Source organism: Serratia sp. Ae19-1, from assembly GCF_059801225.1.
The window spans coordinates 595,398-610,020 of record NZ_JBCHWD010000002.1 but is presented as its reverse complement, the minus strand read 5'-3'; the positions used below and the strand labels follow the sequence as shown (position 1 = coordinate 610,020).

Here is a 14,623-nt window from a genome sequence, read left to right as displayed (position 1 = left end):
ATCACCCCTGTTGCTGCAAGAAGGCGTCGATCTCTTCACGCCAGGGCACTGAAGGCTGCGCGCCGGGGCGGGTCACGGCGATCGCCGCCGCCGCATGAGCGAAACGCACCGCGTCGGCCATGATTCTACCTTCCAGCAGGGCGGTCACCAGCGCACCGTTAAAGGTATCGCCAGCGGCGATAGTGTCCACCGCCTGCACCTTGAAGCCGGGCACCAGTTTGCCGTTGCCGTTTTCGCTCAGCCACACGCCGCGGCTGCCGAGGGTGATGATCACCGTCGCGATGCCTTTATCGTGCAGCGCCTGCGCCGCGCGCGCCGCATCGGCGTCGTTGTCCACGGCGATGCCGGTCAGGCGCTGCGCTTCGGTTTCATTTGGGGTGATCATATCGATCATGCCCAGCAGCTCGTCCGGCAGCTCACGCGCCGGAGCCGGATTGAGGATCACCTGCGTTTGATGTTGCTTCGCCAGGCGGGCAGCGGCGATCACCGTCTCCAGCGGCGACTCCAGCTGCATCAGCAGAGCGTCGGCGTCGATCACTTTTTGTTGGTAGCGTGCCAGGTAATCCGGCGTCACCGCGGCGTTGGCGCCGGCATCGATGCCGATCACGTTCTCGCCCTCGGCGTTGACGAAGATCAGCGCCACGCCGGTAGTGCTGTCGGCGATGGCTTCAATCGGTTGGGTATCAATGCGATCGCTCGCCAGCTGCCGGCGGACACGTTCGCCGATATCGTCGGCGCCCACGCAGGCGATAAAGGCGATCTCCGCCCCGCTGCGCCCGGCCGCCACCGCCTGATTCGCGCCCTTGCCGCCAAACGCCACCTTATACTGTTTCCCGATCACCGTTTCGCCCGGATGGGGGAACTGTTCAATATTGAGGATATGGTCGGCATTGATGCTGCCCAGAACCACCAGCTTACCTGTTTCCATCGCATTGATTCCTGAATTGCGCGCCATCGTGAACGCCCCGTCCCGATGGCGCTGGTATGACTTACTGAGTGACCAGTTTCAAATCGACCGGAATGGTCGCCGGCACTTTTTCGCCTTTCAGCACTTTGTCGGCGGTTTCCACACCGATCACGCCGATCTGATCGGGGCGCTGCGCCACGGTCGCCGCCAGCTTGCCGCCTTCGACCGCTTTCACGCCGTCGGCGGTGCCGTCGAAGCCTACCACGATCACGTCGGTTTTACCGGCGGTTTGCAACGCGCGCAGCGCGCCCAGCGCCATCTCATCGTTCTGGGCGAACACCGCCTGCACATCCGGGTGGGCGGTCAGCAGGTTCTGCATCACGTTCAAGCCCTTGGTGCGGTCGAAATCGGCCGGCTGGCTGGCCAACAGTTTGAATTTATTCTGATCCAGCGACTGTTTGAAGCCTTCACCGCGTTCACGCGCGGCGGAGGTGCCGGCAATGCCTTCCAGCTGAATTACCTTGGCATCGGCGCCCACTTTCTTGGCGATGAAATCACCGGCCATTTTGCCGCCCACGCGGTTGTCCGAAGCGATATGGCTCACCACGTCGCCCTTGCTCGCCACGCGGTCCAGCGTGATGACCGGGATTTTCGCCTGGTTGGCCATCTTGATGGCGTTGCCCACCGCATCGGAGTCGGTCGGGTTGATCAGCAGCAGTTTAGGCGCCCGCACCATCAGATCCTGCACGTTGGCCAGTTCTTTCGCCGGGTTGTTCTGGGAGTCCAGCACCACCAGGTTGTAGCCCAGCTTGTTGGCCTCTTGCTGCGCGCCATCCTTCATCGAGACGAAGAACGGGTTGTTGAGGGTCGACACCACCAGCGCGATGGTGTCTTTGGCCATGGCATTGGCGCTCAGGGTGGCGCTCAGCGCGATGGCGGAGGCTAAGGTTGCCAGTTTTTTCATTTTCATCATCGTGATTCCTGTAGGGGGAGGTTACTTGTTGCTTTTGTTATCTACCAGAACCGCCAGCAGTATCACCACTGCCTTCACGATCATTTGGTAGTAGGAAGAAACACCCAGTAAATTCAGACCGTTGTTCAGGAAGCCAAGGATCAGCGCCCCGATCAGCGTGCCGACGATGCGGCCCTTGCCGCCGGCCAGGCTGGTGCCGCCCAGCACTACGGCGGCGATGGCGTCCAGCTCATAACCGGTGCCGGCGGTCGGCTGCGCCGACGACAGGCGCGCCACTTCAATCACCCCAGCCAGCGCCGCTAACAGGCCGCACAGCGAGTAGACAATGATCTTCACTTTATCGACGCTGATGCCGGACAGGCGAGTCGCCGCCTCGTTGCCGCCCAGGGCATAAATATAGCGGCCCAGGCGCGTATGGTGCAGCATATACCAGGCGGCGATGAACACGATCGCCATGATCCAGATCGGCGTAGGCACGCCCAGCGGACGGCCGATGCCGAACCAGCCGAAGGTGTCGGCCACGTCGGTGAAACCGGTGTTGACCGGGCTGCCGTTGGTGTACACCATGGTGACGCCGCGCAGCAGCAGCATCATCACCAGCGTGGCGATAAAGGCCTGCACTTTGCCTTTGGCAACGATCACCCCGGTGCAGGCACCAACCGCAGCGCCCAGCGCCACCGCCGCCGCCACCGCCACCAGCGCGTTGACCTCAAAGCCGACAATCGACGCCGCCACCGCGCCGGTCAGCGCCAGCAGCGATCCTACCGACAGATCGATGCCGGACGTGAGGATCACCAGCGTCATCCCCACCGCCATGATGGCGTTTACCGAAGTCTGCTGCAGAATATTGAACAGGTTGTTCAGGGTGAAGAAGTTCGGGCTCATGGAAGAGACCACGGCGATCAGCACCAGCAGAGCAATCAACGACTTCTGCTCTAACAGCCACTCTTTACTGAACCAGCGCTTAGCTGCGATAGTCTGGGAACTCATATCTGATTACTCCTGCTTTACGCCGTATTGCTTGCCGACGGCTGCCGCCATCAACGCTTCCTGGGTGGCCTGTTCAATCGGGAACTCGCCGCTGAGATGCCCTTCGTGCATCACCAGAATGCGATCGCTCATGCCCATCACCTCCGGCATTTCCGAAGACACCAGAATGATGCTCAGCCCTTCCTGCTTGAACTGGTTGATTAACTGATAAATCTCTTTTTTCGCCCCAACGTCGACGCCGCGCGTCGGCTCATCGAGGATCAGCACCTTCGGCCGGGTCATCAGGCCGCGGGCGATCGCCACTTTTTGCTGGTTACCGCCGGAAAGCAAACCTATAGGCTGCTCCATCGACGGCGTTTTGATATTGAACAGCCGGATGAAATCCCCCACCGCCTGCCGCTCGTCGGCCTGTTTCAGGCTGCCGTCGGCGCGGCTAAAGTAGCGCAGCGCGGTCAGCGACATGTTTTCCTTCACCGACATGCCCAGCACCAGGCCATCGCGCTTGCGATCTTCCGAGATATAGACGATGCCGTTCGCCAACCCATCCTGCGGCGAATGGGTGACCACGTCGCGGCCGTCCAGGCTGACGGTGCCGGCCTTGCGCGGCGCGGCGCCGTACAGGATCTTCATCAATTCGGTGCGCCCGGCGCCCATCAGCCCGGCCACGCCGAGGATCTCGCCGCGGTACAGCGTAAAGCTGACGTCATCAACGCCGGGGCCGGAAAGGTGGCTGACTTCCAGCCGCTTTTCCCCACGCGGCAAATCAAGGCGCGGATATTGTTCTTCCAGCTTGCGGCCGACCATCATCTCTATCAGCGAATCTTCCTGCAGCTCGCTCACCGGCCGCTCGGCGATAAACTGCCCGTCGCGAAACACGGTCACGTCGTCGCAGATTTCAAAAATCTCTTTCAGGCGGTGCGAGATATACACGATGCCGCGCCCTTCGGCCTTCAGCTCGTTGATCACCTTGAACAACGAGGCGGTTTCGGTATCGGTCAGCGCATCGGTTGGTTCGTCCATGATGATCACTTTCGATTCGAAGCTCAGCACCTTGGCGATCTCCACCATCTGCTGATCGCCGATCGACAGCTCGCCCACCAGCCGGTGGCTGCTGTAGCGCAGGTTGAGGCGCGCCAGCAAGCGATCGGCCTCGGCGTACATACGCTTCCAGTCAATGCGGCCGAAACGGTTGACGAATTCGCGGCCGAGGAAGATGTTTTCCGCAATCGTCAGCTGCGGGATCAGGTTCAGCTCCTGGTGGATAATGCCGATGCCCGCTTCCTGCGAATCCTTAGGCCCGTTGAACGCCACCTCTTTACCGAGAAAATACTGACTGCCGGCGTCTTTCTGATAGATGCCGGTCAGCACTTTCATCATGGTGGACTTCCCGGCGCCGTTTTCCCCCACCAGCGCCATCACCTTGCCGGGATAGACGCTGAGGGCGGCGCCGGAAAGCGCCTTCACGCCGGGAAAGGCTTTATCAATCCCTTTCAGTTGCAGTAAAGGTTGCATAAACGCCTCAGAATGTTACGCCGGCGCACAGGATCACGTTCGCGTAAGGCGAACACTCCCCGCTGCGGATCACCGCCCGGCTGTGCTCGGTTTGCGCTTTAAACGCCTGATGGCTGATATAACGCACATTGATGGTATTGCCCTGGCGTTGGCCCAACGCGCTCAGTTCAGCCAACAAGGTTTCATGGAGCTGCGGATTCTGTTTCACGATCTCTTCCGCCAGAATGGCGCTTTCTACCTGCATCTCTTGCGTGACCACCGCGAACACCTGCATAAAGGTCGGCACACCCTGCGTCAGCGCCAGATCGATGCGCTGCGTCGCCGCCGGTATCGGCAGGCCCGCATCGCACAGGGTGAGCTGATCGGTATGCCCCAGGCGGGCAATCACGGCAGACACGTCAGAATTCAGTAATACGCCTTTTTTCATCTTCTCACTCCGCTAGCGAAACGTTTCGCTCTTTGATGGGGAGTTTAAAAAAACGACAGGGGAAGGCAATTGGGACAATGCAGAAGTGTGATCGCTATCGAAACGTTTCGTTCACGCGCGGAGAAAGCGCAAACAAAAGGGGCTCAGCCATGCTGAGCCCCTGATCAGGTGGGTTAGATCTCGACCTGCGTGCCGAGCTCGATCACCCGGTTCGGCGGGATCTCAAACTGATCCGGCGCGCGCAGCGCATTGCGGCTCAGGGCGACGAACAGCTTGCCACGCAGGTAGAGGTACCACGGCCGCTTGGTGAGGATCAGCGACTCATGAGACATGAAGAACGAGGTCTCCGACATGCGGCACGGCAACCCCTCCAGCCCGCAGCGGTGGAACACTTCCTCGACGTTCGGCGTTTCGCGCCAGCCGTAGCTGGCCACCACCCGCCAGAAGGTCGGTGACAGCTGTTCGATGGTCACCCGGCGCACATTGTGCACGTAAGGCGCATCCTCGGTGCGCAGCGTCAGCAGCACCACGCGCTCATGCAGCACCTTGTTGTGTTTCAGGTTATGCAGCAGCGCAAAAGGAATGACGTTGGTGGCGCGCGACAGGAACACCGCGGTACCCGGCACCCGCACCGGCGGCGACTTCTCCAGCGAAGCGATCATCGCCTCCAGCGAGTTGCCGTGTTCATGCAGGCGGCGCAGCAGCCGGAAGCGCTCGCTCTTCCAGGTGGTCATAATGATGAACATCACCAGCGCCAACGTCAGCGGCAACCAGCCGCCGGAGAACAGTTTCAGGGCGTTGGCGGAGAACATCGGCACGTCGATGATCAGCAAGATGGTCACGATGCCGATCGCCAGGAAGCGATTCCAGTGCCAGTTGTTGATCGCCACCGAGGTAACCAGAATGCTGGTCAGCACCATGGTACCGGTGACCGCGATGCCGTACGCCGCCGCCAGGTTGCTGGAGTGCTCGAAGCCGATGATCACCAGCACCACCGAGATGTACAGCGTCCAGTTGATCACCGGAATGTAGATCTGGCCGGATTCCATTTCCGAGGTGTGAATGATGCGCATCGGCGACAGATAACCCAGGCGCACCGCCTGGCGAGTCAGCGAGAAGACGCCGGAAATCACCGCCTGCGAAGCGATCACCGTCGCCAGGGTCGCCAGAATCAGCAGCGGGATCAGCGCCCAGTCAGGCGCCAACAGGAAGAACGGGTTTTTGATCGCCTCCGGATTTTTCAGCAGCAGCGCGCCCTGGCCGAAATAGTTGAGCACCAGCGAAGGCAGCACCACGGTGAACCAGGCCAGGCGGATCGGGAACTTGCCGAAGTGCCCCATGTCGGCATACAGCGCCTCAACGCCGGTGATCGACAGCACCACCGCACCTAACGCAAAGAACGATACCTTCTTATATTCCATAAAGAAGTTGAGCGCCCATTTGGGGTTCAGCGCCTGCAGCACTTCCGGGTTCGATATGATGCTGCGCGCGCCCAGCACCGCCAACACGATGAACCACAGCAGCATCACCGGGGCGAACAGCTTGCCGACGCTGCCGGTGCCGTGTTTTTGAATGACGAACAGCAGCGTCAACACCAGAATGGAGAGCGGCACAATATAAGCGTCGAGCGCAGGGGCGGCGATTTCCAACCCTTCTATCGCCGACATCACCGATATCGCCGGGGTGATCACCACCTCGCCATAGAAGAAGCTGCCGCCGATCAGGCCCAGTATCACCAGCACCGCCGTGGTGCGCGCCGAGGTATTGCGCCCGGCCAGCGACATCAGCGTCAGAATGCCGCCCTCGCCGGCGTTGTCCGCGCGCATCACATAGGTGAGATATTTGAGGGAAACGATCACGATCAGCATCCAGAAAATCAGCGACAGGAAGCCGAAAACCACGTCTGGACGCACGTCGAAGCCGTAATGGCCGGAGAAACACTCTCTCAGCGTATAAAGAGGACTGGTGCCGATATCGCCGTAAACCACGCCGATGGCCGCCAGGGTTACCGCCGATAAGGACTGTTTATGCTCTGCGCTCATAATTCGTTTCTTTATCAGAACATCCGTTAGCGATGCATCCGCATCAGGCAAAATACGGGCTCAAAGATCCGTCACGCCCACCAGAAAGCCGCACAGTATGCACCATTTATACCGCTTGCCTACCCTTATATCAGAGCCGAAAAATAAACAAAATGTGAACCGAATATCCGATTGAACTGAGAAAAATTTTACTAATCAACAAGCTATACCACTAAAAATAATGGTGGTTTATCATCGAATTATCGATCAAGATTGGCTAACTCTCGGACAATACGACGATTATATGACGCCATCATCCCTTCTGGCAGAACGAATTTCCCGCCTCAGCAGCGCGCTGGAGAGCGGTCTCTATGAGCGGCAAGAAGCGATCCGCCTGTGCCTGCTGGCGGCGCTGAGCGGCGAAAGCGTATTCCTGCTCGGCCCGCCCGGCATCGCCAAAAGCCTGATCGCGCGCCGGCTGAAGTTTGCCTTCCGCAACGCCCGCTCCTTTGAATACCTGATGACGCGCTTTTCCACGCCGGAAGAGGTCTTCGGCCCGCTCTCTATTCAGGCGCTGAAAGACGAAGGGCGCTACCAGCGCCTGACCGCCGGCTATCTGCCGGAAGCGGAGATCGTGTTTCTGGACGAAATCTGGAAGGCCGGCCCGGCGATCCTCAACACCCTGCTGACGGCGATCAACGAACGGCGCTTTCGCAACGGCAACAGCGAAGAGCCGATCCCGCTGCGCCTACTGGTCACCGCCTCCAACGAACTGCCCGAAGCGGACAGCAGCCTCGAAGCCCTGTATGACCGCATGCTGATCCGCCTGTGGCTGGACAAGGTGCAGGATAAGCAGAATTTCCGCTCGCTGCTGGTCAACCGCCAGAGCGAAAGCCAAAACCCGGTGCCGGCGGCGCTGAGCGTCAGCGACGAAGAGTTTCTGCAGTGGCAACCGCAGATCGATAAGGTGGCGCTGCCGGAAGCCTGCTTCGAGTTGATTTTCCAGCTGCGCCAGCGGCTGGACGCGCTGGAACAGGCGCCGTACGTCTCTGACCGGCGCTGGAAAAAAGCCCTGCGCCTGCTGCAGGCCTGCGCCTTCTTCAGCGGGCGCGACGCCATCGCCCCGCTCGACCTGATGCTGCTGAAAGACTGCCTGTGGCACGATCTCACCTCGCTGAAGCTGCTGCAACAGCAGATCGACCAGTTGCTGACCGAATCGGCCTATCAGCAGCAGTCGATGCTGATCCAGCTGCAACAGATCCATACCCGCTGGCTGCAGGATCAGCAACAACAAAGCGACCGGCAGGCCATCAGCCTGGTGAAAAAAGGCGGCATGTTCAGCCGCAAACCGCAATACGCGCCGGCCACGCCGTTCGCCGGCGGCCCCCTCACCCTGCTGTTGCAAAAGCCGCTGCAGCTGCATGACATTCAGGTCAACCATCTGAGCATCGAAAGCAGCGCGCTGGACAACTGGCTGCAAAAAGGCGGCGACGTGCGCGCCAAGCTAAATGGCATCGGCTTCGCGCAGCCGATCGATTTGGAAGTGGACGACCAACTGCACCTGACGGTGCTGGACGTCAGCCGCCAGCCGTCGTTGCTGGCGCTGCCGGGCAAACAGGCCACCGCCACGCCGCAGGCGCTGCTGGATGAAATGGATGCGTTGGCCCAGCGCCTGGCGGAGCAGCGCCGCGCCTTCAGCCAACATCAGCCCTGCCTGTTCACGCCCGCCGCCGGTCTGGCCAAGATCGAAGCCAGCCTGCTGCAGGTGGCAGAGCAGGTTAAACAGCAACAGCAGCAAATGCGCGGCCAGTAACCATGCTCAGTCTGGAGACACTCGATCTGCTGCTGGCGATCACCGAAGGCGAGATGATCGAGGAGATGATCGTCGGCATGCTGGCGGCGCCGCAGCTGTCGGTGTTCCTTAAAAAGTTTCCGGCCATTCGCCGGGCGCTGGATCGCGATCTGCCGCGCTGGAAGCTGCAGCTCAAGGAGCGTCTGCAGGAGGCCATGGTGCCGCCGGCGCTGGCGCAGGAATTCTATCGCTACCAGCAGTGCCAGCTGGAGAACAATACCCAGTTCTATCACAACCTCAACGACACCATGGAGCTGCTGCGCCAGCTGGTCTCACCGTTTTATGAACAGGCGCGCGCGCTGGTGGACGCCGCCGATCTGCCCAATCATCCGCTGGACGACAGCTTTCAAACCCTGTTCCTGCAGCGCTGGCGCATCAGCCTGACGCTGCAGGCCACCATGTTGCACCACCAGCTGCTGGAACAAGAACGCGAGCAGCTGATGGCGGAACTGCAGGAGCGCCTGGCGCTGAGCGGCGCGCTGGAGCCGCTGCTGTCGGAAAACGACACCGCCGCCGGCAGGCTGTGGGACATGAGTAAAGGCCAGCTGCAGCGCGGCGACTATCAGCGGCTGGTGGAATACGGCAACTTCTTGCAGCAGCAGCCGGAGCTGAAAAAACTGGCGCAGCAACTGGGCCGCAGCTATCAGGCCAAAGCGGTACAACAACAGGACGCGCAGCCGGAACCGTTCAGGGTCATGGTGCAGGTGCCGGCCACGTTGCCGGAAGAAGTGAGCGGCATTCATCAGAGCGACGACATCCTGCGTCTGCTGCCGCCGGAGCTGGCGACGCTGGGGATTGAAGAGCTGGAATTCGAGTTTTATCGCCGCCTGCTGGAAAAGCGGCTGCTGAGCTACCGCCTGCAGGGCGACGTCTGGCAGGAACAGATCCTGATCCGTCAGGTCACCCACCAGCAGCAGGATCAACAGCCACGCGGGCCGTTTATCGTCTGCGTGGACACCTCAGGATCGATGGGCGGCTTCAACGAACAGTGTGCCAAGGCGTTCTGCCTGGCGCTGTTGCGCATTGCGCTGGCGGACAACCGCCGCTGCTACATCATGCTGTTCGCCAATCAGATCGTGCATTACGAACTCACCGCCGCCAGCGGCATCGAACAGGCGGTGCGCTTTCTCGGCCAGCAGTTTCGCGGCGGCACCGATCTGGCGGCCTGTCTGAACGCCACCGTCACCAAAATGGCCGAGAGCGGCTGGTTCGACGCCGATGCGGTGATCATTTCCGATTTTATCGCCCAGCGGTTGCCGGAGGAGGTAATAAAGAAGGTAAAACAGCAACAGCAGAGCCATCAGCAGCGTTTCCACGCGGTGGCGATGTCCGCCTACGGCAAACCCGGCATCATGCGCATCTTCGATCATATCTGGCGCTTCGATACCGGGTTGAAAAGCCGTTTGATGCGCCGCTGGCGGCGCTAGGCGGGGTTAGAGCAGGCCTTCGACCGCCTCGCGCACTTCCGGCGACCACACGCCGCACTGCACCTGGCCGATATGCGACAGTTGCAGCAACAACATCACCAGACGCGACTGGCCGATACCGCCGCCGATGGTCTGCGGCATATCGCCGCGCAGCAACGACTGATGCCATTCCAGCTTCATGCGCTCTTCATCGCCGGTCAATGCCAGCTGATGTTTCAGCGCGGCGGCGTCGACGCGGATGCCCATAGAAGACAGCTCGAAAGCGTCCTGCAGCACCGGGTTCCACACCACGATATCGCCGTTCAGGCCCGCCAGGCCATCCGCCGTAGGGGTGGTCCAGTCATCATAATCCGGCGCCCGCACATCGTGCGATTTGCCGTGCGACAGCTTGCCGCCGATGCCGATCAGAAACACCGCGCCCAGCTCTTTGGCGATCGCCCGCTCGCGCCCTTTGGCGTCCAGATCCGGATAGCGCTGCAGCAGGGTTTCGCTGTGCACGAACTGGATCTGATCCGGCAGGAACGGGGTCAGGCCGTGTTCGCGGCTGACTTCCGCCTCCGTCGCCTTGATAGCAGCGTAAATGCTGCGCACGGTGCTTTTCAGATAATCCAGGCCGCGCTCGCCATCGCCCATCACTCGCTCCCAGTCCCACTGATCGACGTACACCGAGTGGATTGGCGTCAGGCGATCTTCATCCGGGCGCAGCGCCTTCATATGGGTGTACAGGCCTTCGCCGGCGCCAAAGTCGTAGCTGCCCAGAGTTTTGCGTTTCCATTTCGCCAGCGAATGCACCACTTCGAAAGTGGCGTCCGGCAGGGTTTTAACTTTGACCTGCACCGCTTTCTCGCTGCCGGAGAGGTTATCCTGCGTGCCGTCGCCCAGACGGCTGAGGATCGGAGCCTGCACTTCGATCAGACCGAGCTGCTGCTCCAGCTGGCGGGAGAAGAAGGATTTGACCTGGCTGATTTGTTGTTGTTTTTGGATAAACTGTTTTTTCATTGCCGTATCTCTTGTAAACCTGTCTCTGTTGCCATCGATTAAGCAATAAAATGATGCGTCAATTCAATATCCGATAATCAATATTGCCTTTTCACTTTTAATCGTTCATTTTTACCCGGACAGAATTCAACAATCGTTAATTAATGGGGGATTAAATGGCGGAAATTTATCAGATCGATAATCTCGATCGCGGCATCCTCAACGCCCTGATGGACAACGCGCGTACGCCGTACGCCGAGCTGGCGAAAAACTTTGCCGTCAGCCCAGGCACCATTCATGTGCGGGTGGAGAAGATGAAACAGGCCGGGATCATCACCGGCGCGCGCATCGACGTCAGCCCCAAACAGCTGGGCTACGACGTGTGCTGCTTTATCGGCATCATATTGAAGAGCGCCAAGGACTATCCTTCGGCGCTGAAGAAACTGGAAAGCCTGGAGGAAGTGGTGGAAGCCTATTACACCACCGGCCACTACAGCGTCTTCATTAAAGTGATGTGCCGATCGATCGATGCGCTGCAACAGGTACTTATCAACAAGATCCAGACCATCGACGAGATTCAGTCGACAGAAACGCTGATCTCGCTGCAGAACCCCATCATGCGCACCATCGTGCCGTAACCCGCCAAATTGCATACCCACATTATCCACAGGTAGATCCCAGCCGATTCACAGCGTACAATGCAGCCACTTTGAGTGAGAAGGTTGGGATCGTTGGTTCATGGCAGACATTACTCTGATCAGTGGCAGTACGCTTGGCAGCGCCGAATACGTGGCTGAACATTTGGCTGAAAAGCTGGAAGACGCGGGTTTCTCTACCGAGATGCTGCACGGCCCTGAACTGGATGAACTGCCGTTGAGCGGCCGCTGGCTGGTGGTTTCCTCCACCCACGGCGCCGGCGAATTGCCGGATAACCTTCAGCCTCTGCTGGAACAGATCGCCGAACAGCAACCGGATCTCTCCGAGGTACAGTTCGGCGCCGTCGGTTTGGGCAGTTCGGAATACGACACCTTCTGCGGCGCGATCAAACTGATCGACGATCTGTTGATCGCCAGAGGCGCGAAAAGGATCGGCGATCGTCTCGAGATCGACGTGACCGAGCATGAAATTCCCGAGGATCCGGCAGAGGTATGGGTAAAAAACTGGATTAATTTACTCTAATTCGGCGAAAGATTGCGCGAACGATTGTGGATAACTATGCTTAAAAGCAGGGTAAAAGCCGTAGTTATCCAAATAACAACCGTAGGTTGCTTTTTGTCCTGTGCATAACAAGCCTTTTAGATCCCAGCTTATCTGCGTCGGGATCACCGATCATTCACAGCAAACGATCCTCCTTAATCTGCTGATCTTCTTCGTGAATAGTCACTTATCCACAGAGGATCGCGATCCTAATAAGAGATCCAATAAAGAGATCTTTAAATAAAAAAGATCTTCTTTTAATTACCGACGATCCTGACCACTTGGTCGATCGTCTAAACTTGAGTAGAATCCCCAACCCCAGGGCATATACGATCGTTCGCAATACGGCGAGGTGCAGTTCCATGTTTTATCCAGATCAATTTGACGTCATCATCATCGGTGGTGGTCATGCAGGTACCGAGGCCGCGATGGCTGCGGCGCGCATGGGACGTCAGACTTTATTATTGACACACAATATCGATACGCTGGGGCAGATGTCCTGCAACCCGGCGATTGGCGGTATTGGTAAAGGGCATCTGGTTAAGGAAATTGATGCACTAGGCGGCCTGATGGCGACGGCGATCGACCATGCCGGCATTCAGTTTAGGATACTAAACGCCAGCAAAGGTCCTGCGGTTCGCGCCACACGCGCTCAGGCTGACCGCGTACTGTATCGCCAGGCGATCCGCACCGCGCTGGAGAATCAGCCCAACCTGATGATCTTCCAACAGCCGGTTGAGGATCTGATCGTCGAAAACGATCGCGTCGTGGGCGCTGTAACCCAAATGGGGCTGAAATTCCGCGCCAAGGCGGTGGTATTGACCGTAGGCACCTTCCTGGACGGCAAGATCCATATCGGCCTGGAAAATTACAGCGGCGGCCGCGCCGGGGATCCTCCGTCGATCTCGCTGTCGCAGCGTTTGCGTGAACTGCCGCTGCGCGTCAACCGTTTGAAAACAGGTACCCCACCGCGCATCGACGCCCGCACTATCGATTTCAGCGTACTGGCACCACAACACGGCGATACGCCGGTGCCGGTATTCTCGTTCCTGGGCAATGCCAGCCAGCACCCGGAACAAATGGCGTGCTACATCACCCACACCAATGAAAAAACGCATGACGTGATCCGCAATAACCTCGATCGCAGCCCGATGTATGCCGGGATCATCGAAGGGATCGGTCCACGTTACTGCCCGTCGATCGAAGACAAGGTCATGCGTTTTGCCGATCGCAACGCGCACCAGATCTTCCTCGAGCCAGAAGGCCTGACCAGCAACGAGATTTACCCTAACGGGATTTCCACCAGCCTGCCGTTCGACGTACAGATGCAGATCGTCCGTTCAATGGAAGGGATGCAGAACGCGCGTATTATTCGGCCTGGTTATGCTATCGAGTACGATTTCTTCGATCCACGCGATCTGAAACCGACGCTGGAAAGCAAATTTATTCAAGGCCTGTTCTTCGCCGGCCAGATCAACGGCACTACCGGCTATGAAGAAGCCGCCGCACAGGGCCTGTTGGCCGGCCTGAACGCCGGCCGCTTCGCCGACGAACAAGAGGGCTGGGCACCGCGTCGCGATCAGGCCTACCTGGGCGTGCTGGTGGACGATCTCAGCACCCTCGGCACCAAAGAGCCGTATCGCATGTTTACCTCGCGCGCCGAGTATCGTCTGATGCTGCGTGAAGACAACGCCGATCTCCGTCTGACGGAAAAAGGCCGTGAACTCGGTCTGGTGGACGACGTGCGCTGGGCGCGTTACAGCGAGAAGCTGGAGCGAATCGAACGTGAACGTCAACGCCTGCGCGACATCTGGATGCATCCGCACGCCGAGAACGTCGAACAGGTCAATGCATTGCTGAAAGCGCCGCTCTCGCGTGAAGCGAACGGCGAAGAGTTGCTGCGCCGTCCTGAAATGGATTACGCGCAATTGACCGACATCGACGCCTTCGCGCCGCCGCTGGAGGATGTGCAGGCTGCCGAACAGGTCGAGATCCAGGTCAAATACGAAGGCTATATCGCTCGCCAGCAGGAAGAGATCGAAAAACAGCAGCGCAACGAGAACACCGTGCTGCCGCTGGATCTCGATTACCGTCAGGTGTCGGGGCTGTCGAACGAGGTGATCGCCAAGTTGAACGATCACAAACCGAACTCCATCGGCCAGGCTTCGCGCATTTCCGGCATTACGCCGGCGGCGATCTCAATTCTGCTGATCTGGCTGAAAAAGCAGGGACTGCTGCGCCGCAGCGCATAAATCCCGCATCCAGGCGGCCGTTTGGTCATCCCGTAGCCAAACGGCCGCTGACATCACATGTGCCCTGAATTATCATAGTCGCCTCAT

Annotated in this window: 12 protein-coding genes; 5 read left to right on the top strand and 7 right to left on the bottom strand. The window is 59.1% G+C overall.

Features of this window, described 5'->3' with window-relative positions; all coding sequences use genetic code 11:
* Position 1 precedes the first annotated feature (1 nt).
* The 6 genes from rbsK to kup form a co-directional block, all read right to left on the bottom strand.
* A complete protein-coding gene (rbsK, locus tag AAIE04_RS08205) occupies positions 2-928 on the bottom strand; it encodes a ribokinase (RefSeq protein ID WP_063918285.1) in 927 nt (308 codons plus the stop codon).
* 61 nt (positions 929-989) lie between these two features.
* A complete protein-coding gene (gene rbsB / locus AAIE04_RS08200; RefSeq protein WP_025160300.1) occupies positions 990-1,877 on the bottom strand; it encodes a ribose ABC transporter substrate-binding protein RbsB in 888 nt (295 codons plus the stop codon).
* Positions 1,878-1,901: 24 nt separating this feature from the next.
* Complete coding sequence (gene rbsC / locus AAIE04_RS08195) at positions 1,902-2,870, bottom strand: ribose ABC transporter permease (protein ID WP_498576775.1); 969 nt, start codon at positions 2,868-2,870, stop codon at positions 1,902-1,904.
* 6 nt (positions 2,871-2,876) lie between these two features.
* On the bottom strand, positions 2,877-4,382 hold the full coding sequence (gene rbsA / locus AAIE04_RS08190; protein WP_498576774.1) for a ribose ABC transporter ATP-binding protein RbsA: 1,506 nt from the start codon (positions 4,380-4,382) through the stop codon (positions 2,877-2,879).
* 7 nt (positions 4,383-4,389) lie between these two features.
* A complete protein-coding gene (gene rbsD, locus AAIE04_RS08185; RefSeq protein WP_498576773.1) occupies positions 4,390-4,809 on the bottom strand; it encodes a D-ribose pyranase in 420 nt (139 codons plus the stop codon).
* Between the two features lie 173 nt (positions 4,810-4,982).
* Positions 4,983-6,851, bottom strand: a complete 1,869-nt coding sequence (gene kup, locus AAIE04_RS08180; protein ID WP_015379467.1) for a low affinity potassium transporter Kup — start codon at positions 6,849-6,851, stop codon at positions 4,983-4,985.
* A 283-nt stretch (positions 6,852-7,134) separates the two neighbouring features.
* On the opposite strand from kup, the gene ravA reads away from it, so the two are divergent.
* Both ravA and viaA read left to right on the top strand, forming a co-directional pair.
* Entirely contained in the window at positions 7,135-8,643 is a 1,509-nt protein-coding gene (ravA, locus tag AAIE04_RS08175; protein WP_498576772.1) for an ATPase RavA, read from the top strand.
* 2 nt (positions 8,644-8,645) lie between these two features.
* The gene (viaA, locus tag AAIE04_RS08170; RefSeq protein WP_019455471.1) at positions 8,646-10,109 is read left to right on the top strand and encodes an ATPase RavA stimulator ViaA; all 1,464 of its coding nucleotides are present in this window, start codon (positions 8,646-8,648) and stop codon (positions 10,107-10,109) included.
* Between the two features lie 6 nt (positions 10,110-10,115).
* On the opposite strand, the gene asnA is transcribed toward viaA, so the two are convergent.
* Positions 10,116-11,108 (bottom strand): aspartate--ammonia ligase, encoded by a 993-nt coding sequence (gene asnA, locus AAIE04_RS08165; protein ID WP_154747414.1) that lies wholly within the window; start codon positions 11,106-11,108, stop codon positions 10,116-10,118.
* 155 nt (positions 11,109-11,263) lie between these two features.
* Between asnA and asnC the strand changes: the two genes are divergently transcribed.
* The 3 genes from asnC to mnmG all read left to right on the top strand — a co-directional run bounded on the left by asnC (position 11,264) and on the right by mnmG (position 14,536).
* Complete coding sequence (gene asnC, locus AAIE04_RS08160; protein ID WP_004933786.1) at positions 11,264-11,725, top strand: transcriptional regulator AsnC; 462 nt, start codon at positions 11,264-11,266, stop codon at positions 11,723-11,725.
* Between the two features lie 100 nt (positions 11,726-11,825).
* A complete protein-coding gene (gene mioC / locus AAIE04_RS08155; protein WP_498576771.1) occupies positions 11,826-12,266 on the top strand; it encodes an FMN-binding protein MioC in 441 nt (146 codons plus the stop codon).
* Between the two features lie 380 nt (positions 12,267-12,646).
* Positions 12,647-14,536, top strand: a complete 1,890-nt coding sequence (gene mnmG, locus AAIE04_RS08150) for a tRNA uridine-5-carboxymethylaminomethyl(34) synthesis enzyme MnmG (RefSeq protein ID WP_498576770.1) — start codon at positions 12,647-12,649, stop codon at positions 14,534-14,536.
* Positions 14,537-14,623 lie beyond the last annotated feature (87 nt).